The sequence below is a fragment of the Rossellomorea sp. ABR4_004 genome (assembly GCF_056159585.1).
The window spans coordinates 1,366,416-1,390,319 of the sequence record NZ_JBSWVM010000001.1 but is presented as its reverse complement, the minus strand read 5'-3'; the positions used below and the strand labels follow the sequence as shown (position 1 = coordinate 1,390,319).

The following is a 23,904-nucleotide window of genomic DNA, read 5'->3' as shown; positions in this document are numbered from 1 at the left end:
TCACATACTCAAAAGATATTCAAGCTTGTACGTCAACATGTTTGTTTTTTCTGCAAAACTTCATCAACTTTCATATGGATATAGTGGTATAATGTTCCTTAAGTGAATAAACCCACGCAGAAATTAGGTGCTGATCTTTAGCATAAAGGGAATTCGGTGTGAATCCGAAGCTGTTTCCGCAACTGTAAGTGCTGACGAAATAAGAAGAAAACCACTATTTGATCATTCAGATGGGAAGGTTCTTAGAGTAGGCTGACGCACGAGCCAGGATACCTGCCTTTTTTTCATCGTATTATGCTCTTCGGAAGTTAAGGGTATGGTGCGGCTTTTTAGCATCTCTATTTTCATATGGATGACAACTGCCGGCCAATATTCTTGGGTGGTTTTTTTGTGTTTATGTACCCTCCCGGAAGATACGATAGGTGTTTCACAAACATCATTCAGAAAGGAGGAACTTACATATGGCAAAGGATTTCCGCTACTTATGTTATCCCTATATGCGTGAGTCTGTTTCAACCGTAGATTTTGAGATCCGGACCGATTCACTGTCGACTAAAATCGGACTCGCGTCATCATTGACGGAACACTTACCGAAAGTGCACGACGATTTACTATATTTAGCTGAGATGGCGTACCATCTCAATGGCTCGGTGCGGGGGATGACGGCCATCATGGAAGAGGACTTGAATAAATTGAGCCAAATGTACGACCGTTATGTGTTGGAAGTCGAGGATCGTATCCAAACCTTTGTCCTTCCTCAAGGCTGTACAGCCGCATGTACGCTTCATACCTGTCGCAGTGAAGCGAAAAAGTCCGTCCGTGCCTTACATAAAGTCAGTACTGAGATGAAAGTGGAGAATATTTTATTTAAATACGCTCATTTACTGGCAAATGTCCTGTTTGTAATGGCTGTGTATGTGAATAAATGTGAAGGGATTGAAGAAATTCCTTTTGTGAGTAAATCGTATCGCGAAAAAAATATAGAGAAGCGGGGAAGATGAAATATGAAAAAGTCATGGTTAAGTAGTTTACTATTATCAATTATCCTGGTTGTTGTCGCAGGGTGCAGCAATGGGGAAGAAGTAACATCCACAAAGGAAGTCAAGCCTGAAAATGAGTCTTATTCTGTGACTGATGACAGGGGGGAAAAGATTAGCTTTGAGAAAGTGCCGGAAACCGTTATTTCCTTACAGCCGAGTAACACAGAGATTCTCTTTGCCATCGGAGCTGGAGATAAGGTAGTCGGGGCAACTGAATTCGACAACTATCCTGAAGAAGCGAAAGAGATTAAAAGAGTATCGGATTCCATGACGGTCAATGCTGAAGAGGTCATTGCGCTAAAGCCTGATGCTGTCATTGCCTATACCACTGGAGATGATGCCGGAGTGAAGCAGCTTGAGGAGGCAGGATTAAACGTATTCGTCATTCAATCTGCCCAAACCTTTGAAGATGTTTATGGGGATATTGAACAAATTGCAACGGTAATGGGAGTAGAGAAGAAGGGGGACGAATTGGTAGACGGCATCAAGCAACAAATTTCAGATGTGAAAGAAAAGGTAAGTACACTAAAGGAAAAAGAACAAGTATATTTTGAAATCAGTCCCTCCCCTGATATTTATACAGCAGGTGCAGAAACGTTTCAGCAGGAAATACTGGAAACGGCTGGGGTCGAGAATATTTTTGTAGACCAAAAAGGCTGGGTGAAAGTAGGCGAAGAAGAAATCATTAAACGGAATCCTAATATGATTTTGACGACAGTGGGGTATGTCGACGAGCCGACAGCTGAAATCAAGTCACGGGAAAGCTGGAAAGATGTAAATGCAGTGAAAAATGACCAAGTCTATTTCTTGGATTCAGACATTATGTCAAGACCGGGACCCCGTATTGGAGAAGCCGTTGAGCTAACAGCAAAAACCGTGTATCCAGATTTATTTTCCGAATAAGGTTGGATGTGAGGAGAGTAAGACAATGATTTGCAAGAGGAATCATTGTCTTTTTCTGATAGATTGTTACTTTTTATAGGTTTTATAAAGTAAACGTATTCGTACTGTCTTCTTTCTTAATAGCAACATTTTTTCGGGGAAATCCTTTTCATCACAAGTTCAACAATCTTCAACATTGTGATAAAGTTAACGTAACATCATTACGTTAGGAGAATTCAACATGAGCAAACTGGAAGTCATAGTCTTGAATGAGGAGGATGCCAAAGTTGCAGAAGCATCCGGAGCAGATCGACTTGAATTGGTGTCTGCCATACATGAGGGAGGATTAACTCCTGATTTTCATGTGATAGAAAAAGTATTAAAGACTGTTTCGATTCCTGTTCAGATTATGATCCGATTACATAGTAAATCTTTCTCGTATCAGTCTGATGAATTGCATACCATGGCCGATCAAGTTAGGACCATAGTTGAACTGGGAGGCTGTGGCATCGTTTTTGGCGCATTATCACATGAAGGTAAGCTTGATTCCCACGCTTTAAAAGAGATCGTACAAAGTGCGAAGGGTCAATCGATTACTTTTCACCGCGCTATCGACCAGTCAGATGATCCAGTAGCCTTATGTAAAGGAATATTCCATTCTGGCTTAAATGTTGATCGAATTCTCACATCAGGAGGAAAATCTGAAGTGAGTAAGGGACTGGATACGATTGGTGAACTGAGGGAAATAGAGAAAATGGGTGGTCCCATTATCATGCCAGGCTCGGGTTTAACGGTGAAAAATATAGGCGAAATACACAGCAAGCTAAAAGCAAGAGAATATCATGTAGGATCAGGTGTCTATCATAATGGGAGCTATGACTTAGGGATAGACTCTAAAAAGGTAATGGAAATCAAACGTGTGATTATGTCCTAATTTGATTTGTTACTATCCTACTATTGGAAAAAAGAATAAATTATGGTAATAATAGTATGTAATACAATTGAATACTATCAATATTTCTACTAGGGGAGTCCGATACATTGCTTGGACTGAGAGGAGAACGCATAAGTTCTTTGACCCTTTGAACCTGATCTGGATGATACCAGCGTAGGGAAGTAGTATGGAAGCGTTTATTTGTGTTTTGATGCGCTTACTACTTTTAGACATTTCGGGTTCTGATGATTCAGGACCCTTTTTTGTGTCTTCATGTCCTTTTGTTTAACAATGGGGATGCCTGACGCAGTATCCTCTAAGATCCAATCAAAAGGAGGAGAAGTGAAGTGGCAATCGAGTTAAAAACGCAATTTAATAACAGTAAAAAAGTATATGTGGGAGGATCAAGGCCAGACATACATGTACCGATGAGAGAAATTGACCTGAGTAGGACGAGTGTTACCTTTGGCGTGGAAGAGAATGAACCGGTTCGTGTATACGATACAAGCGGACCTTATACAGATGAGCGTTACCAAGTCGATATTACTAAAGGATTACCTTCCGTTCGCACAGAGTGGATCCAAGAACGTCAGGATGTCACGGCTTACCCGGGACGTGAAATCGAACCGGAAGATAACGGCTATAAAGGAGACGATCCTCGTGCAAACGTAGAGTCGTTCCCTACTATCAAACGTACCCCGATACGGGCAAAAATGGGTCGTAATGTGACTCAAATGCATTATGCGAAAAAAGGAATCATTACACCGGAAATGGAGTTCATCGCTATCCGGGAAAATGTTGATCCTTCATTTGTAAGAGAAGAGGTAGCAAATGGCAGGGCCATCATCCCTGCTAATATCAATCATCCTGAATGTGAACCGATGATCATCGGTCGTCACTTTCATGTGAAAATAAACGCGAATATCGGAAACTCTGCCGTATCATCTTCCGTTGAAGAAGAAGTGGAGAAAATGACGTGGGCAACTCGTTGGGGTGCCGATACCATAATGGACTTATCAACAGGTAAAAACATTCATACAACAAGGGAGTGGGTCATTCGAAACTCCCCTGTCCCTGTTGGCACGGTACCGATCTATCAAGCACTTGAAAAAGTAAACGGAATTGCTGAGAATCTTACTTGGGATGTATACAGGGATACATTGATCGAACAGGCGGAGCAGGGTGTTGACTATTTCACCATTCATGCAGGTGTATTATTGCGGTATATTCAGCTGACGGCTGAACGTACAACAGGCATTGTTTCCCGTGGAGGTTCAATCATGGCACAATGGTGTCTTGCCCATCATAAAGAGAACTTTCTTTATTCACATTTTGAAGATATATGTAAGATCGTAAAAGCCTATGATATCTCCGTTTCCTTAGGAGATGGTTTAAGGCCCGGATCAATTGCTGATGCGAATGATGAAGCACAGTTTGCCGAGCTTGAAACATTAGGCGAGCTAACCAAAATTGCTTGGAAGCATGATGTACAGGTGATGATTGAAGGCCCCGGTCATGTACCGATGCATATGATTAAAGAGAATGTGGATAAGCAAATGGAAATCTGTCATGAAGCCCCTTTTTATACCCTGGGTCCATTAACGACAGATATTGCACCTGGATATGATCACATTACTTCCGCCATAGGGGCTGCCATGATCGGTTGGTTTGGAACAGCCATGCTGTGCTATGTAACGCCAAAAGAGCATCTCGGATTACCTAATAAAGATGATGTGAGAGAAGGTGTCATTGCTTATAAAATCGCAGCACATGCAGCGGATTTAGCAAAAGGGCATCCAGGGGCACAAGTAAGAGATAATGCCGTTTCTAAGGCTCGATTTGAATTTAGATGGAATGACCAATTTAATTTATCCCTGGACCCGGAACGTGCAAGGGAGTATCATGATGAAACACTTCCTGCAGAAGGGGCAAAAACGGCCCATTTTTGTTCAATGTGTGGACCGAAATTTTGTTCAATGAGAATATCGCATGATATAAGGGGAATGAAGGAGAATGGCATGGATGACGCTTATAAGGAAATAGAAAAAGGATTGAAAGAAAAATCGAAGGAGTTTGTGGAAAATGGATCAAACATCTACCGATGAACCTCTTTGTCATGTACTCAAATTGAAGAATGATATCGTAAAGCTCAATCAGAGAGTCATCCAACTCGAAAAAGAAGTGAAGAGCATTCAGGAAAACTGCAGGCATGTCTTCTATGAAACGGATGTAACAAGATCTTGTATCAAATGTCATTATGTAGAAAGTACCTATTATTAGAAACGTGTAAGTGATTGATTAAATTTCTTTTGACAGCGTATATGTACCGTGCTACGATTATTACAAATTTCGGAATAGTAAATGAATATATATAACTCTTATTGAGAGAGGTGGAGGGACTGGCCCTGTGAAACCCGGCAACCATTCAACAGATGTGTTGAAAAGGTGCTAATTCCTGCAAAGCAATTGGCTTTGGAAAATAAGAGAGGATTCTAATAAACATGAAGCCCTCTCTATCAGAAGAGAGGGCTTTTCGTTTGTTGAAATAAAAATTTAATAGACAAATGCAATAGGTGCTGAGTCATGCTCAGCTAAAAGGGAAGACCGGTGAAAATCCGGCACGGTCCCGCCACTGTAATGGGGAGCGACTTATCATTTAACCACTATTTCTGTTGAAATGGGAAGGGAAAAGAAGCTGTGAACCTAAGTCAGGAGACCTGCCTGTTGTATGCGCTTATGCTCTACGTGGATATAGAGAGGGGTGAGGAATACGTGTTGAGAATACAAGAATGTCTCAACTCTAGTTAGTGATACGTATGAATCTCTCTTTCATTTGAAAGGGAGATTTTTTTGTTGATGACAACCATACCAAGTATAAGGAGTGAAGATTGAATGAGTAAGGTGATCAGTTCGAATTTAGGATATCCAAGGATCGGAGAAAAGCGTGAATGGAAAAAGACGCTGGAACAATTTTGGGCAGGGAAGATTGAAAAGGATTCCTTCTTAGAACAAATGGAGGAAATCCGAGTCAACCATTTGAAGAAGCAATTAGATCAGGGGATTGATTTAGTTCCGGTTGGAGATTTCAGCTTATATGATCATGTACTTGATACAGCGGTCATGTTCGGCTTGGTTCCCGAGAGGTTTCATTATAGTGGGGGTAAGGTCTCTCTTGAAACGTATTTTGAAATGGCCAGAGGCGCGAAGGACGCGGTGGCATTAGAAATGACAAAATGGTTTAACACCAACTATCACTATCTCGTGCCTGAGCTTGATGGGATCATACCTCAGTTAGTGGAAAATCGTCCCCTGCATTTTTTTAGAGAAGCAAAAGAAAAACTAGGTATAGAAGGAAAGCCGGTTATCTTAGGTCCCTTCACTTTTGTGAAATTGTCTAAAGGGTATGAAACCGGTGATTTTAAAACCCTTGTTGATCAATTTGTCCCTCTTTATGTTGAAGTACTGCGTGAATTACAGGAAGAGGGTGTAGAGTGGGTACAAATGGATGAACCGATATTGTGTACCTCCATCGGTGATGAAGAGATGGATCAATTCAAAGAAGTCTATCAAACGCTTAAAGAATCCTGCCCCGGGTTAAAGATCATCCTTCAAACCTATTATGATAGTTTGGAAAGGTACCAGCAGGTGTTAGCACTCCCGGTAGACGGAATAGGGATAGATTTTGTGCATGATCGTGGTGAAAATTTGACTGCGCTGAAAAGATTTGGCTTTCCTAAAGATAAATTCCTGGCTGCCGGCATTCTTGATGGCAGGAATATTTGGAGGAGTAATCTTGCGGATACCTATTCGCTTCTATCATTCATTGCAGGGTATGTTCCGGGTGATCGCTTGATCATACAACCATCATGCAGTTTACTACATGTACCAGTAACCTTGCAGAATGAAGAAACAATTGGTACACCCCTCATTGACGCTCTATCATTTGCTGATGAGAAATTACATGAAATCACTGTTTTAACAAAGGGGATTCGTGAGGGAACCGAGACAATAGACGATGATATTGCTCAAAGTGAAACGGCGATTAAGCATTTAAACGAATCACCGCTGCGTAATAAAAGGGAGGTGCAGGAAGAGGTTAAAGAATTGCATCCCAACAATGTCGGAAGAAAAGATCCATTCCATATTCGTAAACTGGAACAGGACAAGTACTTTTCATTACCTTTTCTCCCAACCACTACAATCGGCAGCTTTCCTCAAACTCAGGAAGTGAGAAGGCAAAGGTTGAAATGGAGGAAGGGAGATCTTTCTGATGGGGAGTATCAGCAATATATTCATGCAGAAATCAAACGTTGGATTGACATTCAGGAACAAATCGGCCTTGATGTGTTTGTACATGGTGAATTCGAGCGGACGGATATGGTTGAATTCTTTGGTGAGAAATTAGAAGGTTTTCAGTTTACGAAGTATGGGTGGGTACAATCATACGGTTCCAGATGTGTGAAGCCACCACTTATATATGGTGATGTGACATTTAAAGAACCCATGACCGTTAGAGAAACCGTATATGCCCAATCCTTAACGGATAAACCGGTTAAAGGGATGTTAACGGGCCCGATCACGATTCTAAACTGGTCATTTGTTCGGAATGATGTTTCTCGTTATGAAGTAGCTAATCAAATTGCGCTGTCTCTCCAAAAAGAGATTGAAGAATTAGAAGGCAATGGGATTCGCATGATACAAGTTGATGAGCCGGCACTTAGGGAAGGGCTGCCTTTAAAGCGTGAAAATTGGGATGAATATCTACAGGCTGCCGTTTATGCATTCAAATTGGCCACCTCATCTGTACAGAACCAAACCCAGGTCCATACGCATATGTGCTATTCGGATTTTGAAGATATTATAGATGCCATCAATGATCTGGATGCTGATGTCATCTCGATTGAAACCTCAAGAAGTCATGGGGAAATGATCACTGTATTTGAAGACAATACGTACGAAAAAGGGATTGGTCTGGGGGTATATGACATTCACAGTCCACGGGTGCCGAAGCGTGAAGAATTAATCCGTAATATACATCGGGCTCTTGAAGTGCTGGATCCCGAGTTATTCTGGGTCAACCCGGATTGTGGTTTGAAAACCCGCGGGATCGATGAGACAGTCTTAGCGCTTAAAACCATGGTGGAAGCGGCTGAAAAAGTGCGTGAAGAGATGCTCATGAAAAAGGAAGGGTAATTGTCAATATGATCGAGTGCCGATGATTACGTTCCTTTGATCCACCTTTTAAAACGCAGGGCGCAGTTGAAAAGAGTTGCGTCCTGCACATAAGGAGATAAAAGAAAATGCCATACATAGCCATAGGAAGAATCATTCAAGTATTTAATGAACATCAGCCAGATCGCACCATCCTGTATTTGGTGAGTGATAAGGGGATTGATGAGTTCCCCAAAGGAAGGGTTTCATTAAAAACCGCTTTAGAATGGCAGGCGCAAGAAAAAATATGCAATGTCTATGCTCCCAGTTAAAAAACGAGATGGAGAAAAAATAAGCTTCCCAACATCCTTTGAATTGTGTTAACTTAATGTTATACAGAGTTTACATACACAAGGGGGATTTGAAAGTGAACGGAGAAAAACTAAGGGTGATTATTCACTGTGCCATTTTTGCTGCAATTACGGGGATTTTCGCTCAAATCGAGATTCCACTGCCACTCGTTCCAATCAGCGGACAAACATTAGCAGTAGGAATTACAGCGACGATTCTTGGAAGCCGATATGGAGCGTTCGCCATGGTATGCTATGCAGCCCTCGGAGCAGTCGGTGTTCCTGTATTTGCGGGCTTCAGTGGAGGGGCACAGGTACTGGTCGGTCCAACGGGAGGCTATATTTTCGGCTTCATCGTAGCGGCATTCTTTACTGGCTTCATTCTTGAAAAAACCAAATTCACCATACCGATGGCGATGATCGCCAATACAGTTGGTATGATCATTACGTTGGTCCTGGGTACCATTCAGCTGAAATTTGTAGCCGATCTTAGCTGGAATCAGGCAATGGCGGCAGGAGTATATCCATTTATCGTAGTTGGACTTATCAAAGCATTCCTGGCAAGCTGGATTGGAATCACTGTAAGACAACGACTGGTTCAGGCCAGATTGATCGGGAATCGGAAAGCAGCAGCATAATGAAAAAAGTTGACTCTTTGTTGGGAGTCAACTTTTTTATGACTAAAATTTATACATAGACCAATAGCCTATATCCTTGAATCCGATTCGTTTATAAATTTTTCCTGCTTCAGGATTATCATAGAATAGGCATAACTCTTTTCCTTCTTCTAGTACGTCACGACAAAGCTTCGTCATGCACTCGGTCGCATATCCTTTTTTCTTATACTCAGGGTGTGTGCAGACAGCGACAATCATCGCGGACATACTGTTTTCGGCGGTTGTGGAAGCAGAAGAAACAAATCTACCATCTTCTTCTACATAATAGCTTCTCGAAACACCGGCCTCCATGCTATGTTTTCTTTTTTCTACAGAAAAATCGCCACCACTGAATTCGGGGATACTGTTCAATAGGTCCACAAGTTTAGGTAGATCATTAAGGGTAGCCTGTTGTACATGAGGAAGGTCTTGTCGATCCATTGATTCCGTGTTGTCACATTTCGCATAATACATATGTCTTAATGATTTAATTTCTCTGGATAAAAAGGGTTCAACCTGCGTCACGATCCTTTTTAATCCGGAAACGATGCTGTAGTCTTCAGTCTCATTAATGATTCTGGCAAATCCTTCTACATCGAATTCCCCCATGGAAAAAGGGATGAAGTTTTCTCTGTACTTAAGGAGGATTCCCCTCAAATTTCCTTCTGTGTCAAAGTCGCCCCAGATTTTCTGGAATTCCTGTTCATACCCGAAGGCTTCGATGTCCCCGATAATAAACAAATTCTCAGCCGGCTGCTGATGAATGAGTTGCTGGCAAATATCATGATCCTGTTCTGTAAGCTGTCTGATCATCTTGGTTCCCCCCCTGTAAATAATCATTATCATACCAAAATTAGAAATATTTAGTAAAGTGTTATTTTTAGGGGAATTTGATTAACAGACGACACAAGTGATGTAAATTGTATAAATTCAGTTGGACTAACAGAAGTTATGAATAGCTGCACTACCATGCGTGGTTTTAAATTCATTAAAATAGGGAATCTTAGCATCAAACACAGTTACTAGGAGGGAAACTCATGCTTTGGACCATTATTGGAATTCTTTTAGTCCTTTGGTTACTCGGATTGATCTTTAAAATCGGAGGAGCCATCATCCATGTTTTACTTGTTATTGCCATTGTTGTCTTTTTATTTAACAGAATCACCGGGCGTAAAAAAGGATTATAACCATAACAAAGGTCCGTCCCTCAAATAGAGGGACGGACCTTTGCTATATAGTTTATTTAACGGCAGGGCCGCCTTTAAGTTCGATTTCAGATGGTACGTTTGAGAATTTCTTGAAGTTTTCGTTGAATTTGTGGGCAAGTTCTTTTGCCTTCACTTCATAGGCTGCTTCATTGGACCAGGTTTTCTTTGGTTGAAGTACTTCGTCAGGAACACCAGGAACGTGAACAGGGATATTCAGACCAAAGATGTCGTCCGTTTCTGTTTCAACGTGAGTGAGTTCCCCTTCAAGAGCTGCTTGAATCATAGCACGGGTGTAGGATAACTTCATGCGGTTACCAACACCGTATTCTCCACCGGTCCAACCAGTGTTCACTAAGAATACTTGAGCATTGTGCTCATCGATTTTCTTCCCAAGCATCTCAGCATAACGAGTTGCCGGGAGTGGCAGGAATGGTGAGCCAAAGCATGTCGAGAATGTGGCCTGTGGTGAAGTGATTCCGCGCTCAGTACCTGCAAGCTTCGATGTATATCCGCTCAAGAAGTGGTACATTGCTTGTTCTTTCGTCAGTTTGCTGATTGGAGGTAATACCCCGAATGCATCTGCGGTTAAGAATACAATGGTATTTGGATGTCCTGCAACACTCGGTTCAACGATGTTATCCATCGCTTGAAGAGGGTACGCAGCACGAGTATTTTCTGTCAACGTGTTATCCTCATAATCAGCGATGCGGGAATTGTCATCAAGAACCACGTTTTCAAGGACAGAACCGAAACGGATCGCATCAAAGATTTGTGGCTCCTTTTCACGTGTCAGGCCGATACACTTAGCGTAGCAGCCGCCTTCGATATTGAATACACCGTTAGGAGACCATCCGTGCTCATCATCGCCGATTAAACGACGGTTCGGATCTGCGGACAATGTCGTTTTTCCTGTACCGGATAAACCGAAGAACAATGCCACATCTCCTTCACGTCCGACATTTGAAGAACAATGCATGGAAAGGATATCGGATTCTGGAAGTACGTAGTTCATGACAGAGAAGATCGATTTCTTCATTTCACCTGCATACTCAGTTCCACCAATCAGGACAATTCTTCTTTCAAATGATACAATGATAAATGTTTCAGAGTGAGTGCCATCTTCTGCTGGATCTGCCTTGAAGTTCGGGGCAGAAACGACGGTGAATTCTGATTGATGACCCTTTAGCTCTTCTTCTGTAGGGCGAATGAATAATTGGTGAGCGAAAAGATTATGCCAAGCGAATTCGTTGATCACTTGAATAGGTAGTCTATGTTTTGAGTCAGCACCTGCGAACCCTTTGAAAGAAAATACTTCTTCTTTTTCTTTTAAGTAATCTAATACTTTTGTATATAGTTTATCGAATGATTCTGAAGAGATTGGTTGATTGACAGAACCCCACTCAATCTTATCCTTTGTGGATGGTTCTTCTACAATGAATTTATCCTTAGGAGAGCGTCCTGTGTATTTACCAGTTTCTGCTCTGACTGCACCTGATGATGTTAAAACGCCTTCATTTCGTTGAAGGACTTTTTCAACTAGTTGGGAAACAGATAATTGTTCCTGAATGTTTTGACCGTTAAGTAATTCTGTTAATTCATTAGACATGCTCACTGAATTCATTAGAACCCTTCCTTTATATAAATTTAATGATCTCGTTTGCTTCACAAAAATAGTATAACACAATTGAACCATTAGTCTATACTATTTATTTAATTTTATAATGTGTCTTCATATTGTCACATTTTTTATCCGAAAATAGCTTGTACCTTCTTATATATATGAAGGAAAAATCATAATGTTTAGCCTCATTGCCTAATTAGGTTATTTTAAGAGGTCAAGATAGGTTGGAATCATGAAAAGACCAAGCTTGAATGGTTAAACATGTCACTTGAAAAAAGTTGACACCACCAGTACGAAACGTTATCATAGTTCCTTGAACGGATACTCTTATCCTGAGCTGGTGGAGGGAGCAGACCCTATGAAACCCAGCAACCTGCTAAATAGTGAATGGATCTTATTCTTTTGAAACGATCCGATTAAGCGAAGGTGCTAAACTGAGGCAAGGTCTGAGAACCTTGAACGATAAGAGAGAAAAGGCGCGGCTATGATCTGAAACCTTTCCTCTAATGCATGAATCATGAGGAAGGGTTTTTTCTGTTTATAGTGGATCAAATGCACATAATGCATGATTTTTTTATAAAAAAACCATGTTTACTTCATACTACTTAGGGAATGAGTACCGTATCTGTTTAATGTTTTGTTAGATCAAAGTCTAACAATTATGCTTAAGGAGGAACCTTGATGTCAACTAAACGTCGTCTGTTTACATCTGAGTCCGTAACCGAAGGACATCCAGATAAAATTTGTGACCAAATCTCTGATTCAATTCTTGATGCAATTCTTACAAATGATCCGAATGCTCGTGTAGCATGTGAAACGTCTGTTACGACGGGCCTTGTTCTTGTTGCGGGTGAAATTACAACGAGTACGTATGTCGATATTCCAAAAATCGTTCGTGAAACGATCCGTGAAATTGGCTACACTCGTGCGAAATATGGCTTTGATGCCGAGACATGTGCTGTATTAACATCCATCGATGAACAATCTGCTGATATCGCGCAAGGTGTAGATCAGGCACTAGAAGCTCGTGAAGGCCAAATGACGGATGAAGAAATCGATGCAATCGGTGCAGGTGACCAGGGGTTAATGTTTGGATTCGCTTGTAATGAAACGAAAGAGCTTATGCCTCTTCCGATTTCCCTTGCCCACAAAATTTCCCGTCGTCTGACTGAAGTTCGTAAAGAAGAAATCCTTCCTTACTTACGTCCGGATGGAAAAACTCAAGTAACCGTTGAATATGATGAAAACGATAAGCCGGTTCGTATTGACACAATCGTTATCTCAACTCAGCATCACCCTGAAGTGACGCTTGAGCAAATCCAACGTAACTTAAAAGAATATGTCATCGATCCTGTTGTACCGAAAGAACTGATCGATGAGCAAACAAAATACTTCATCAACCCGACTGGTCGTTTCGTTATCGGCGGACCACAAGGTGATGCAGGGTTAACAGGACGTAAAATCATCGTTGACACATACGGCGGATACGCTCGTCACGGTGGCGGTGCATTCTCTGGTAAGGATGCAACGAAAGTGGACCGTTCTGCGGCCTATGCAGCACGTTATGTAGCGAAGAACATTGTGGCAGCAGGACTTGCTGAAAAATGTGAAGTTCAATTAGCGTATGCAATCGGTGTGGCTCAACCGGTATCCATCTCAGTTGATACATTTGGAACAGGTAAAGTATCAGAAGACGTACTAATCGACGTTGTTCGCAATAACTTTGACCTGCGTCCTGCAGGAATCATCAAAATGCTGGATCTTCGTCGTCCGATCTATAAGCAGACAGCTGCTTACGGACACTTTGGCCGTAACGATATTGATCTTCCTTGGGAGCGTACAAACAAAGCGGAAGCATTAAAAGCGGAAGCATTAAGCGAATAAGGAAAGATAGTAGAAGAGACCAACACTTATCAAGGTGTTGGTCTCTTTTGCGATGTGTGACGGCGGTGGCGAAGGTTATTGTGCCAAATGGCAGGTAATCGTGATTTTGGCAGATATATGTTGAAAATGGCAGATGAATCCGAATCCGAAGCCGGGACCTGCTTACAAGAAAATCTTCCATGAGTATTCTCAGGAAGGTTGGGGTATCCCAAGTATAGGATATTAAAATGGTTTGATGCTTTTATAATATTGTCCTTTTTCTGCGTATTCTTTCGATATTCGCTTCATTTCGCTAATATCATGTTCATTTAACTCTCTCACCACTTTTGCTGGACGACCGAATGCCAGTGTGTTGGGAGGAATGACTTTCCCTTGTGGAACAAGGCTTCCTGCCCCAATAAATGCTCCTTCACCAATTTCAGCATTATCGAGAATGATGGATCCCATGCCGATCAATGCTTTCTTTCGGATTTTGCAGCTATGTAGAATCACTCCATGGCCTACGGTTACTTCATCTTCAAGAATAAGAGGGTTATTTGGACTCTGATGAAGAATTGAATTATCCTGTATATTTACTTTATTACCGATTTTGGTTGGAGCGACGTCCCCTCTGATGACGGTGTTGAACCAGATGCTGGACTCTTCACCGATCTCCACGTCCCCGGAGATGGTGACATAATCGGCAATGTATGCCGATTGAGCGATGATAGGTTTTTTATCATAATATGGATAGAGCATTTAATACTACCCCTTTCAAGAATATTTACTATAATAATGGTAGCAGAATTCATTCACATAGAGAACTATTAAGGAGGAATTGCCATGTGGAAATGGGAAACAGATCAAGAAGCAAAGGCAGTCATCGTCATCGTTCATGGAGCAATGGAGCATCATGGTCGGTACGGTTGGCTCATTGAAATGTGGCGTGCAGCAGGCTTCCATGTCATCATGGGCGATTTACCGGGTCAGGGGATGACTTCAAGAAGTAAAAGAGGACATATCGATTCGTTCGATGAATATATAGTGGAAGTAAAAGATTGGGTACAGGCGGCGTACCAATTTGAGTTGCCTGTATTTCTGATTGGTCATAGTATGGGTGGGCTTGTTGCGGTCCGTATGCTTCAGGAATCCCATGTGAACTTGGCGGGGGTGATCTTGTCCTCACCTTGTTTAGGCTTGGTCACGACTCCGTCAAAACCGATCGAGCTCTTGTCCCATGGTTTAAATAAGATCGCTCCCATGGTGAAGTTTCCATCAGGATTAACGATTGATATGGCAACGAGAAATGCCGATGTTCGTGAAATTGACAGCAACGATTCACTCTATATCACCAAGGTGTCTGTCCGCTGGTACAGGGAGCTCGCCCAAGCAATAAAACTGGCTTTTGTAAACCTGGAAAAAATGCCAGATGTCCCCCTGCTAGTGCTGCAGGCCGGTGACGACAAAATCGTTGACAAAAAAGCAGTGAAAAAATGGTTCAACGAACTGTCTTTATCTGAAATGCATTACAAAGAATGGCCGAAATGCTATCATGAAATCTATAATGAACCTGAAAGAGAAGATATCTTTGAGTACTCCAAAATTTTCATTGAAAGTCGTTTGAAAGCGCTAGGATACATTTTGTAAAAGAGGTGGTAAAGGTGTCGATACCAAGTGATCCCTTTTCGTTAATGACAAGAGTATACCGAAATGTTTTTCCGATTGTTCATAAAGAATTAGATGAGTGGAAGAGGCGGGCAGAAGCGATCCCCAATCAGGAATTAAGAAGTCAGGCCCTTGCCAGTATCGAACATAAAACGTTTCACTGTGAAGGTGGATCGATCCTTTCCCTGCTGGCACTGGACAAGAAAGAAGAAACGATTCGATTCATCGTCGCCTATCAAACGATAAGCGATTATTTGGATAATCTCTGTGATCGAAGCGTTTCCCTGGATCCCGACGATTTTGCCCTTCTTCATCAATCCATGAAAGACGCCCTGACGGTGGGCGCTGTGCCTGTCAATTACTATGCATTAAGGGCCGATCAGGATGACGGGGGGTACCTGAAAGATTTAGTGCTTGCCTGTCAGTCCGTTCTAGAAGCAATACAACACTATGGCAGCATTAAAAAGGATCTTATACAACTTTGTGAATACTACTGTGACTTGCAGATACATAAACATGTAAAGAAAGAAGAAAGGGTGGGAAGACTGCAGAGTTGGTTTGAAACTCACCGTTCGAACCTTCCTGAAATGAATTGGTACGAGTTTTCCGCCTGCTCCGGATCCACACTCGGTATCTTCTGTTTAGTGTCATACGCATGCCGGAGCGATTTTCAGCCGTCGCACACAGAAAAAATCAAACGTGGATATTTTCCATATATTCAGGGCTTACATATTCTTCTTGATTACTTCATTGATCAGGATGAGGACCAGGAGGGGGGAGACTTGAACTTCTGCTTCTATTACGAGGATGATGAGCATTTAAAAGAACGGCTGTTACATTTCCTTCAAAAAGCAGACGAACACACCCATGAACTGCCCCATGCCCATTTTCACCGCCTGATCAACAAAGGACTCATCGGCGTTTACCTGTCAGACGACAAGGCAAACAAACAAGAAAAAGTACAATCCTTCTCCAAACAATTCATCGCACAAGCCGGCTGGATCACCAGATTCTTCTACATCAACGGAAAAATCTACCGAAAATGGAGAAATCGTAGAAAAACATCCTAAAAAAGAGGGACGGACCTTCGACACTAGTGTCGAAGGTCCGTCCCTCTTTTTGTCTTTTTCATCAAACTTAAGTCGTATGAATAAATACTAAATTCGACTTTTAATACCATATTTATACAAAAAATATTCGTTGATTTCCTCCAAAATACGATAAAATACCCATCTGTTTTCTAGCGAAATATCGTACTATTTATCTGAAAATACATAATTTCGTAAGGCTAAATAACTAATGTATTCTGAAAATATTTACTTTTCAGAATAATGGAGTATATTTTAATTAGTGTAAAAATTTAGTACATAAAAAAAGGGGGAATACTGTTTGAAATCTCGTAAAGTATTATCGATGGCCATGGCTGCGGCATTGAGTGTAGGGGCATTTGCTGTACCTGCATCAGCTGCAACGACAGTACCTGAAAATGTGTTAGCGAAGCCGACGGTGAACAAATCTCATTCACATGGTGAAGGTCCATTTGACTTAGCCATTGCGAACGAAGAAAAGTTGATTGAAATGCTTCAAAAGAGCGGTAAATTATCTAAGAATGCCACAGCTGGACAAGCAGAAAAAGCTGTCCAAAAGTTCTTGAAAGAGAAATCTGAAGGCTTAAAGGAACTTGAAGATGACGGCGAATTAAAAGAAGAGAAAGAAAAGATCGAAAAAGATATCCATAAGCACAAAAAGGGCGATAAGCATAAAAAGAAAAAGAGAAATTTAGACCCTGTAGTGGAAGAGGATTATACTGGTGAAAAAAGAACCGATAAAGTTCTGGTATTATTAATGGAATTCCCTGATTTCCCGCATAATTCCATCAAACCGGAAGATTCTGATATGTATTATGAAGATTACGTAAAAGAACATTATGAGGATATGGTATTTGGAGAAGACGGATATACCGGTCCAAATGGCGAGAATCTCATTTCCATGAAGCAATTTTATGAGCAGCAAACGGACGGGGCCTATTCCGTTGAAGGTGAAGTAGCAGGCTGGTATCAAGCGTCTAAACCGGCAGCAGCTTATGGTGGGAATGATCCGGCAGCAGGAGATAATGATAAAGATGCAAGAGGACTTGTACGTGAAGCTTTAGTGGCGGCAGCAAATGACCCTGAAGTGGACTTGTCTGACTATGATCTGGAAGACCGCTATGATCTTGATGGCGACGGAAACACACGTGAAGCAGACGGATTAGTCGATCACTTAATGATTGTTCATTCAGCTGTAGGTGAAGAAGCTGGTGGAGGTAGTATTGGTGAAGATGCGATTTGGTCTCATCGCTGGAACTTAGGTGATGTGTTCCCTGTAGATGGTACGGAAGCGGAAGTTCCGTATTGGGGAGGTAATATGGCTGCATATGACTATACAGTTCAACCAGCTGATGGAGCTGCCGGCGTATTCGCCCATGAATATGGTCACGACCTCGGGTTACCTGATGAGTATGACACTCAATATACTGGTGAAGGTGAAGCGGTAGCATACTGGTCCATCATGGCAAGCGGAAGTTGGGCTGGTAAGGTTCCTGGAACAGAACCAACAGGCTTCAGTGCCTGGTCGAAAGAATTTTTGCAAGCAGCCCATGGTGGAAACTGGTTGAAACATGAAGAAGTGAATCTGGATGATATCGATAAAAAAGGTATTGAGGTTTACTTGGATCAGGCAAATACAAAAGGGACAAACCCTGATGCGGTTAAAATTAATCTACCTGATAAAGAAACAGTAGTGAATACACCGTTTAGCGGAGAATATGAGTACTTTAGTGGAAGTGGCAATGACCTGGATAATTCTGCGGTCATGAGTGTAGATTTAACATCTTCCCAAAATGCAGAACTTACATTCAAAGCATGGTATGACATTGAGCAGGATTGGGATTACGGTTCAGTTCAAGTTAGTGAAGACGGTGAAAATTGGACGAGCATTCCAGGAAATGTAACAACAGATACAGATCCGCATGATCAAAATCCTGGTCATGGAATTACTGGGAACTCAGGTGGATGGATAGATGCCGCATTTGATTTAAGTCAGTATGCAGGAAAAGAAATCCAAGTGAAAGTAAACTATTGGACAGACGTTGCAGCAGTGAATCCAGGATTATATGTGGATGATATCAAAGTGACAGCAGGCGGTAATGAGTTATTCTTTGATGATGCTGAAGGTGATGACACGAACGTTTCACTTGAAGGATTCACAAAAGATACTGGGGTGAAAACATCCAAGCATTACTACCTGTTGGAATGGAGAAACCATCAAGGTGTGGATGAAGGTTTAGCTCACATTCGCCGTGGTGACAGCCTGATGACCTATGATCCAGGTCTGGTGATCTGGTATGCAGATGAGAAATATGGTGACAACTGGACAGGTGCTCACCCAGGAGAAGGCTTCCTTGGAGTGGTGGATGCTGACCAACGTGAACTAAAATGGAGCGACAATTCAATGGCATCGACTCGATATCAAATTCATGACGCAGCATTCAGCATGGATAAGACAGAGAAAATGTTTATTGACTATCGAGAGTTATTAGGGTTAACACTCGAGGATAAACACACTCATAAGAATCAGGAGTTTAATGATAAGCGCAGCTACTTAAACGAGAAATTACCTGATGCAGGACGTAATGTACCTGAATATGGGTTAAAGATTAAAGTCACTGGTCAAAGTAAAGATAAATCAGTGGGAAGAATTGAAATTAGTAAAAAATAATTTCAACATCAAAGGGTGACTGCCTTCCCGGCAGTCACCCTTTAAGCATGTTATTGGACATTTTTTACTACTGAATTGATAATAATACTCACATCAATTAAAGGAGATGTCCATTTTGAAGCTCAGTGTTTTAGATCAATCACCCATTTCAGAAGGAATGAGCCCACAAGAGGCTTTACATCATACAGTACAACTAGCACAGCATGTCGAGAAGTTGGGATTCGAACGATTCTGGGTATCCGAGCATCATGATTCCACGGGACTTGCGGGTTCCTCCCCGGAGGTCTTGATCGCTCACCTTGCACAGAATACATCAAGAATTCGTGTCGGTTCCGGAGGGGTCATGCTTCCTCATTACTCTTCTTATAAAGTAGCGGAAAACTTCCGGTTGCTTGAAGGGCTGAATCCGAATCGGATTGACCTAGGCCTCGGTAGGGCACCAGGCGGAATGCCAATGGCGACGATGGCCCTGCACGACGGGAAGCCGAGGGACGTCAATCGTTATCCTGAACAAATCGATGATCTGCTGGGGTATTTAACTGATTCATTACCGGATACCCATCCCTATCAAGGGTTAACGGCAGCCCCGATGATTGAAACGATGCCTGAAGTGTGGATGCTCGGTTCAAGTCCGTCCAGTGCGATGCTTGCGGCACAAAAAGGATTACCGTATACCTTTGCCCAGTTTATTAACGGGGAAGGCGGCCCTCAATATTCGCAGGCTTACAGAAATAACTTTGTTCCTTCCGAATACCTGAAGGTGCCGAAGAACATCGTAGCCGTGTTTGCCATCTGTGCTGAAACGGATGAAGAAGCAGAAAGAGTCGCATCCAGCATAGACTTGGCGATCTTGATGATTGAACAGGGCATGCGTTCAAATGGGACACCGAGTCCTGAAAAAGCGGCAGCTTATCAGTACACACCTTTCGAAGAAATGAGAGTGCGGGAAAATCGCAAACGCATGGTAGTAGGAAATCCTAAAAAGGTGAAAGAACAACTACTTTCACTCAGTGAACAGTACGAAACAGATGAAATCATGCTCGTCAGCATCACCTATGATTTCCAGGACAAACTCAAATCATTCGAATTAATTGCAAACGAATTGTTATAAAAATAGGGACGGACCTCGAAAAGGTCCGTCCCTATTTTTATTATTTTCATCTCTTCTCCAACGCTACAATAAATGGAGGATTATTCAGCTGGTTCATGAATTGGTATCTCAGGACATGAACATAGTTTTGATCCAGCCTTTCAACATAGCGAAGGATATAATCCCTCTCTACCGCACCCTCAGGATGTCCGTGATAAATGACAAGGACGAGGATCCCTTCAGGTGCCATCATTTCCAGAATTTGATTCAAGGCGAGTATCGTCGTTTTCGGACGGGTAACAATATCCTTATCACCGCCCGGTAAGTATCCAAGATTAAATACCGCCCCCGTCACTTTCCCGTGATGCAATGGAGGAATGACGTTCATCACTGTTTCGTGCCCTTGGTGAAAGAGTGTCACCCGGTGAGCAAGATCATGGGTGATGAGCTGTTCTTTCGTGTTTTCTATGGCATCCTCTTGGATATCAAAACCGTATACACGGCCATTTTCTCCGACTAATCGAGCCAGGAATAAGGTGTCATGCCCATTCCCGAGTGTTGCGTCTATTGTAATGTCTCCAGGTTTGACAGCCCGTTCCAGAAGCTCTCTCGCAAAAGGTAAGATTCGATCTAATTTCATGCTTTCACATCCACTTTATAAAATTTTCCCTGCCAGCTGTCCCGGCGTTTAAGTTCATCGTCAATCGCGTTCAATACACTCCATTTGTTGACGCTCCACATCGGTCCGATCATCAGGTCGATAGGTCCGTCCCCCGTAATGCGGTGAACGATCATTTCAGGTGGTATGACTTCCAGCTGATCGCAAACCAGTTTTACGTAGTGGTGAAAATCCATGAAGTCGAGCAGTCCTTTTTCGTATTGCTTGACCATGGGAGTTCCTTTCAGCAAATGCAAAAGGTGGATTTTAATTCCCTGGACGTCAAGCTTGGCCACTTCACGTGCTGTTTCCATCATCATTTCTTCATCTTCTTGAGGAAGTCCGTTAATAATATGGGAACACACCCGTATACCGTGTTTTCTTAACTTATTGACTCCTTCGACATAGCATTGATAATCGTGGGCTCGATTGATCAGTCCGGCGGTCTTTTCATGAACGGTTTGCAGGCCCAGTTCTACCCATAAATAGGTTCTTTCGTTCAATTCAGCTAAGTATTCGACCACATCGTCAGGAAGACAATCCGGGCGGGTGGCGATGGAAATACCTACAACACCATCTTGCCCGAGAACTGATTCATATTTCTCTCTTAGCACATCCACAGGTGCGTGAGTGTTTGTGAAGGCTTGGAAATACGCCATATACTTACCGGCTTTCCACTTCTTATGCATTCTTCCTTTAATGTCATTGAATTGCTTTTCTAAGGAGTCGACCCTGCTCCCGGCAAAGTCCCCAGAGCCTGCTGCACTGCAAAAGGTACAGCCGCCATGGGCGACCGTGCCATCACGGTTCGGGCAATCAAAACCGCCATCCAAAGCAACCTTAAAGACTTTATGTCCAAAGTGATTTCGTAAATGGTAATTCCACGTATGATATCGTTTTAAATCTGTGGCATATGGAAATGGGTTTGTCTCGATGACAAACACCTCCTACGTTTCAATATGTGTAACAGTATGTATGACGCTCAAAAAGATTTTATCATGAACACGTGGTCAAATGTATCCTTCATAGAGAAATAGGTGAAGATTACCACTTCTGAAACGGGCAATCAAGTTCAAACTAAGATGGAGGAGAGTAAGGATGGGACCTTCCTCTTCTTTAGTCCAATCATCAAGGAGGTAGTCGTAATGGCAACAAGAAATTCGGTTGATGAATGCATTCAAAAGTGTGAAGATGCCATTCGTTACGCTCAGGAACAATATAAATCAGGGACACAGCAAGAGCATTATCATGATGTGGAGTATACTCAAGCCATGCAGCAGCTTGAAGAAGCGGTGAATGATGTGGCTCATTTGGCCAATAGCGCCAACTCTCAACAGCGTGAACAATTGCATCGCATGAGACTTCAGCTTCAGGCCTTACAAAATGAGATGATTTTGTTAGATCATGACCCTAATGTAGTGGGAGGTAAATTACATTGACCACACGTTCTGACAAAAAAAACCCTGAACAAAAGACCCGAAGTGATTTCCGTAATTTAGATACAGAATTCGGAGCTGAAAACAATCCTGTCAAAGCTGCGAAAAAGCGCTACGAAAAACAGGGACAGCCTGTTAAATCCGATCATCATAACGGAAAATAATGGACGTAAACCAGGTGCTCTTTAAATACGGGCACCTGGTTTTTTAATAGATGAAAAAGGACATCTATTTTAAGAAATAATTCTTGCCCCCTTTCGCAAAAAAGAGTAAAATCCTTTTGGGACTCGAAATAAAATGATGGAAAGGGGGCAGAAGCATGCCCAAATCTTTATGGTTGCTTGTCATTGGAATGATGGTGAATGTGACAGGTGCCTCTTTTTTATGGCCTCTTAATACAATTTATCTACATGAGAATTTAGGGAAATCACTGTCTATAGCGGGAATTGTGCTGATGATGAACGCTGGGGCAAGTGTAATCGGAAATCTGATCGGGGGAACACTTTTTGATAAATTTGGTGGATACCGCTCAATATTAGTAGGGATTTCCATTACTTTGACTGCTCTGGTCGGAATGAATATTTGGCATGGCTGGCCGCACTATGTGGTCTTCTTGACCATTGTTGGATTTGGTTCGGGAATCGTCTTTCCTTCCATGTATGCCATGGCAGGTTCGGTATGGCCTGAAGGTGGCCGAAAAGCCTTCAATTCCGTCTATGTGGCGCAAAATATCGGAGTTGCGGTTGGAGCTGCATTAGGTGGGTTCGTCGCCTCATTTTCCTTTAACTATATATTCTTAGCGAATCTTAGTATGTATATCGTCTTTTTCTTCATTGCTTTATTGGGTTATCGAAACATATCCGTAAGCGCTCATCAAACATCCGTTTTGAATGAATCTAAGGTGATTAGGGATAAATCGAAACTGAAGGCATTGCTCTTCATTTGTGTGGCCTATTTATTATGCTGGATGGGTTATGTACAATGGCAGTCCACCATTGCAACATACACCCAGGAAATCAACATCAGCCTGAAACAATACAGCCTATTGTGGACAATCAATGGGGCATTGATTGTGCTCGCACAGCCACTTTTATCAAAAGCCATCAAGCGTTTTGAACATAATTTAAAGCTTCAAATTATGATTGGGACGATTATTTTCATGGTTTCCTTCGCTGTGGCTTCGATAGCCGATCAATTTCAATGGTTTGCCATTGCGATGATCATTCTGACGATTGGTGAAATGCTCATATGGCCGGCTGTTCCGACCATTGCTAACTCACTTGCTCCAAAAGGGAGAGAGGGATTCTATCAGGGAATCGTCAATAGTACAGCAACAGGAGGAAGAATGATCGGACCGTTTATCGGAGGAGTATTAGTGGACGTATTCAGCATGCAGGTACTGTTTATGACGTTGATCGCTTTCTTCATGGTCTCATTAATCATTACGAGTCAATATGACCGACCGTTAAAAAAGAAAAGCGAAGTCTCCATATCGGTTCAACAATAAAGAAAACCCCAATGAGAATTCATTGGGGGTTATTCCATATAAAAAGGGCTCCCGTTTCCTACGGAAGCCCACTTGCAAAAAATT

The 23,904-nt window shown here is 42.1% G+C and carries 22 protein-coding genes and 5 riboswitches; of the genes, 17 read left to right on the top strand and 5 right to left on the bottom strand.

The window, feature by feature from the left end; translation table 11 throughout:
- Positions 1–108: 108 nt before the first annotated feature.
- Positions 109–295, top strand: a riboswitch (cobalamin riboswitch).
- A gap of 166 nt (positions 296–461) precedes the next feature.
- The 8 genes from ACXAF2_RS07290 to ACXAF2_RS07255 all read left to right on the top strand — a co-directional run bounded on the left by ACXAF2_RS07290 (position 462) and on the right by ACXAF2_RS07255 (position 8,995).
- Positions 462–1,001 carry a hypothetical protein gene (locus ACXAF2_RS07290; RefSeq protein WP_475137995.1) on the top strand — a complete coding sequence of 180 codons (540 nt, stop codon included), beginning with the start codon at positions 462–464 and terminating at the stop codon, positions 999–1,001.
- Positions 1,002–1,004: 3 nt separating this feature from the next.
- Complete coding sequence (locus ACXAF2_RS07285; RefSeq protein ID WP_475137994.1) at positions 1,005–1,943, top strand: ABC transporter substrate-binding protein; 939 nt, start codon at positions 1,005–1,007, stop codon at positions 1,941–1,943.
- A 220-nt stretch (positions 1,944–2,163) separates the two neighbouring features.
- Positions 2,164–2,856, top strand: coding sequence for a copper homeostasis protein CutC (locus tag ACXAF2_RS07280; RefSeq protein WP_475137993.1), 693 nt, complete (start codon positions 2,164–2,166; stop codon positions 2,854–2,856).
- Positions 2,857–2,937: 81 nt separating this feature from the next.
- Positions 2,938–3,054, top strand: a riboswitch (TPP riboswitch).
- 149 nt (positions 3,055–3,203) lie between these two features.
- Positions 3,204–4,961: a phosphomethylpyrimidine synthase ThiC gene (gene thiC, locus ACXAF2_RS07275; RefSeq protein WP_475137992.1), complete on the top strand. Its 1,758-nt coding sequence runs from the start codon at positions 3,204–3,206 to the stop codon at positions 4,959–4,961.
- Positions 4,939–5,136, top strand: a complete 198-nt coding sequence (locus ACXAF2_RS07270; protein ID WP_475137991.1) for a hypothetical protein — start codon at positions 4,939–4,941, stop codon at positions 5,134–5,136. The genes thiC and ACXAF2_RS07270 overlap by 23 nt, the downstream gene beginning before the upstream one ends.
- Before the next feature lie 95 nt (positions 5,137–5,231).
- Positions 5,232–5,342, top strand: a riboswitch (SAM riboswitch).
- Positions 5,343–5,410: 68 nt separating this feature from the next.
- Positions 5,411–5,595, top strand: a riboswitch (cobalamin riboswitch).
- A 153-nt stretch (positions 5,596–5,748) separates the two neighbouring features.
- Entirely contained in the window at positions 5,749–8,049 is a 2,301-nt protein-coding gene (gene metE, locus ACXAF2_RS07265) for a 5-methyltetrahydropteroyltriglutamate--homocysteine S-methyltransferase (RefSeq protein ID WP_475137990.1), read from the top strand.
- 107 nt (positions 8,050–8,156) lie between these two features.
- Entirely contained in the window at positions 8,157–8,339 is a 183-nt protein-coding gene (locus tag ACXAF2_RS07260) for a hypothetical protein (protein ID WP_475137989.1), read from the top strand.
- Between the two features lie 89 nt (positions 8,340–8,428).
- On the top strand, positions 8,429–8,995 hold the full coding sequence (locus ACXAF2_RS07255; protein ID WP_475137988.1) for a biotin transporter BioY: 567 nt from the start codon (positions 8,429–8,431) through the stop codon (positions 8,993–8,995).
- A gap of 42 nt (positions 8,996–9,037) precedes the next feature.
- On the opposite strand, the gene ACXAF2_RS07250 is transcribed toward ACXAF2_RS07255, so the two are convergent.
- Positions 9,038–9,826, bottom strand: coding sequence for a GNAT family N-acetyltransferase (locus tag ACXAF2_RS07250; RefSeq protein WP_475137987.1), 789 nt, complete (start codon positions 9,824–9,826; stop codon positions 9,038–9,040).
- Positions 9,827–10,050: 224 nt separating this feature from the next.
- Here ACXAF2_RS07250 and ACXAF2_RS07245 point away from each other — a divergent pair, with 224 nt between their 5' ends.
- Positions 10,051–10,200, top strand: a complete 150-nt coding sequence (locus ACXAF2_RS07245; protein WP_113969836.1) for a lmo0937 family membrane protein — start codon at positions 10,051–10,053, stop codon at positions 10,198–10,200.
- Between the two features lie 52 nt (positions 10,201–10,252).
- On the opposite strand, the gene pckA is transcribed toward ACXAF2_RS07245, so the two are convergent.
- Positions 10,253–11,842, bottom strand: a complete 1,590-nt coding sequence (gene pckA / locus ACXAF2_RS07240; protein ID WP_475137986.1) for a phosphoenolpyruvate carboxykinase (ATP) — start codon at positions 11,840–11,842, stop codon at positions 10,253–10,255.
- Between the two features lie 324 nt (positions 11,843–12,166).
- A riboswitch (SAM riboswitch) is annotated at positions 12,167–12,311 on the top strand.
- A 212-nt stretch (positions 12,312–12,523) separates the two neighbouring features.
- Between pckA and metK the strand changes: the two genes are divergently transcribed.
- Positions 12,524–13,726 carry a methionine adenosyltransferase gene (gene metK, locus ACXAF2_RS07235; protein ID WP_475137985.1) on the top strand — a complete coding sequence of 401 codons (1,203 nt, stop codon included), beginning with the start codon at positions 12,524–12,526 and terminating at the stop codon, positions 13,724–13,726.
- A gap of 222 nt (positions 13,727–13,948) precedes the next feature.
- Here the strand turns inward: metK and ACXAF2_RS07230 are convergent, their stop codons facing one another.
- A complete protein-coding gene (locus ACXAF2_RS07230) occupies positions 13,949–14,464 on the bottom strand; it encodes a gamma carbonic anhydrase (protein ID WP_475137984.1) in 516 nt (171 codons plus the stop codon).
- An 84-nt stretch (positions 14,465–14,548) separates the two neighbouring features.
- On the opposite strand from ACXAF2_RS07230, the gene ACXAF2_RS07225 reads away from it, so the two are divergent.
- The 4 genes from ACXAF2_RS07225 to ACXAF2_RS07210 all read left to right on the top strand — a co-directional run bounded on the left by ACXAF2_RS07225 (position 14,549) and on the right by ACXAF2_RS07210 (position 20,240).
- Entirely contained in the window at positions 14,549–15,352 is an 804-nt protein-coding gene (locus tag ACXAF2_RS07225) for an alpha/beta hydrolase (RefSeq protein ID WP_148971009.1), read from the top strand.
- 14 nt (positions 15,353–15,366) lie between these two features.
- A complete protein-coding gene (locus tag ACXAF2_RS07220; protein WP_475137983.1) occupies positions 15,367–16,440 on the top strand; it encodes a tetraprenyl-beta-curcumene synthase family protein in 1,074 nt (357 codons plus the stop codon).
- Between the two features lie 319 nt (positions 16,441–16,759).
- Positions 16,760–19,129, top strand: coding sequence for an immune inhibitor A domain-containing protein (locus ACXAF2_RS07215; protein ID WP_475137982.1), 2,370 nt, complete (start codon positions 16,760–16,762; stop codon positions 19,127–19,129).
- Between the two features lie 106 nt (positions 19,130–19,235).
- A complete protein-coding gene (locus tag ACXAF2_RS07210) occupies positions 19,236–20,240 on the top strand; it encodes an LLM class flavin-dependent oxidoreductase (RefSeq protein WP_475137981.1) in 1,005 nt (334 codons plus the stop codon).
- Positions 20,241–20,286: 46 nt separating this feature from the next.
- On the opposite strand, the gene mnmM is transcribed toward ACXAF2_RS07210, so the two are convergent.
- Both mnmM and mnmL read right to left on the bottom strand, forming a co-directional pair.
- The gene (mnmM, locus tag ACXAF2_RS07205) at positions 20,287–20,859 is read right to left on the bottom strand and encodes a tRNA 5-(aminomethyl)-2-thiouridylate-methyltransferase MnmM (protein ID WP_148971006.1); all 573 of its coding nucleotides are present in this window, start codon (positions 20,857–20,859) and stop codon (positions 20,287–20,289) included.
- A complete protein-coding gene (mnmL, locus tag ACXAF2_RS07200; protein ID WP_475137980.1) occupies positions 20,856–21,821 on the bottom strand; it encodes a tRNA modification radical SAM protein MnmL/YtqA in 966 nt (321 codons plus the stop codon). The genes mnmM and mnmL overlap by 4 nt, the downstream gene beginning before the upstream one ends.
- A gap of 201 nt (positions 21,822–22,022) precedes the next feature.
- On the opposite strand from mnmL, the gene ACXAF2_RS07195 reads away from it, so the two are divergent.
- The 3 genes from ACXAF2_RS07195 to ACXAF2_RS07185 all read left to right on the top strand — a co-directional run bounded on the left by ACXAF2_RS07195 (position 22,023) and on the right by ACXAF2_RS07185 (position 23,820).
- Positions 22,023–22,316, top strand: a complete 294-nt coding sequence (locus tag ACXAF2_RS07195) for a YtzC family protein (RefSeq protein ID WP_113969827.1) — start codon at positions 22,023–22,025, stop codon at positions 22,314–22,316.
- Positions 22,313–22,477, top strand: a complete 165-nt coding sequence (locus ACXAF2_RS07190; RefSeq protein ID WP_299739435.1) for a glycogen biosynthesis protein GlgD — start codon at positions 22,313–22,315, stop codon at positions 22,475–22,477. The genes ACXAF2_RS07195 and ACXAF2_RS07190 overlap by 4 nt, the downstream gene beginning before the upstream one ends.
- A 155-nt stretch (positions 22,478–22,632) precedes the next feature.
- Complete coding sequence (locus ACXAF2_RS07185; protein WP_475137979.1) at positions 22,633–23,820, top strand: MDR family MFS transporter; 1,188 nt, start codon at positions 22,633–22,635, stop codon at positions 23,818–23,820.
- The last annotated feature ends 84 nt before the right edge of the window (positions 23,821–23,904 follow it).

What these genes read in the sequence shown, in the direction of transcription:
- ACXAF2_RS07230 (WP_475137984.1), bottom strand. Translation starts at nt 14,464, where the DNA reads ATGCTCTATCCATATTATGATAAAAAACCTATCATCGCTCAATCGGCA.
- ACXAF2_RS07195 (WP_113969827.1), top strand. Translation starts at nt 22,023, where the DNA reads ATGGCAACAAGAAATTCGGTTGATGAATGCATTCAAAAGTGTGAAGAT.
- ACXAF2_RS07260 (WP_475137989.1), top strand. Translation starts at nt 8,157, where the DNA reads ATGCCATACATAGCCATAGGAAGAATCATTCAAGTATTTAATGAACAT.
- metE (WP_475137990.1), top strand. Translation starts at nt 5,749, where the DNA reads ATGAGTAAGGTGATCAGTTCGAATTTAGGATATCCAAGGATCGGAGAA.
- metK (WP_475137985.1), top strand. Translation starts at nt 12,524, where the DNA reads ATGTCAACTAAACGTCGTCTGTTTACATCTGAGTCCGTAACCGAAGGA.
- ACXAF2_RS07225 (WP_148971009.1), top strand. Translation starts at nt 14,549, where the DNA reads ATGTGGAAATGGGAAACAGATCAAGAAGCAAAGGCAGTCATCGTCATC.
- ACXAF2_RS07280 (WP_475137993.1), top strand. Translation starts at nt 2,164, where the DNA reads ATGAGCAAACTGGAAGTCATAGTCTTGAATGAGGAGGATGCCAAAGTT.
- mnmM (WP_148971006.1), bottom strand. Translation starts at nt 20,859, where the DNA reads ATGAAATTAGATCGAATCTTACCTTTTGCGAGAGAGCTTCTGGAACGG.
- ACXAF2_RS07250 (WP_475137987.1), bottom strand. Translation starts at nt 9,826, where the DNA reads ATGATCAGACAGCTTACAGAACAGGATCATGATATTTGCCAGCAACTC.
- ACXAF2_RS07285 (WP_475137994.1), top strand. Translation starts at nt 1,005, where the DNA reads ATGAAAAAGTCATGGTTAAGTAGTTTACTATTATCAATTATCCTGGTT.
- ACXAF2_RS07210 (WP_475137981.1), top strand. Translation starts at nt 19,236, where the DNA reads ATGTCCATTTTGAAGCTCAGTGTTTTAGATCAATCACCCATTTCAGAA.
- pckA (WP_475137986.1), bottom strand. Translation starts at nt 11,842, where the DNA reads ATGAATTCAGTGAGCATGTCTAATGAATTAACAGAATTACTTAACGGT.
- ACXAF2_RS07270 (WP_475137991.1), top strand. Translation starts at nt 4,939, where the DNA reads ATGGATCAAACATCTACCGATGAACCTCTTTGTCATGTACTCAAATTG.
- ACXAF2_RS07185 (WP_475137979.1), top strand. Translation starts at nt 22,633, where the DNA reads ATGCCCAAATCTTTATGGTTGCTTGTCATTGGAATGATGGTGAATGTG.
- ACXAF2_RS07245 (WP_113969836.1), top strand. Translation starts at nt 10,051, where the DNA reads ATGCTTTGGACCATTATTGGAATTCTTTTAGTCCTTTGGTTACTCGGA.
- ACXAF2_RS07290 (WP_475137995.1), top strand. Translation starts at nt 462, where the DNA reads ATGGCAAAGGATTTCCGCTACTTATGTTATCCCTATATGCGTGAGTCT.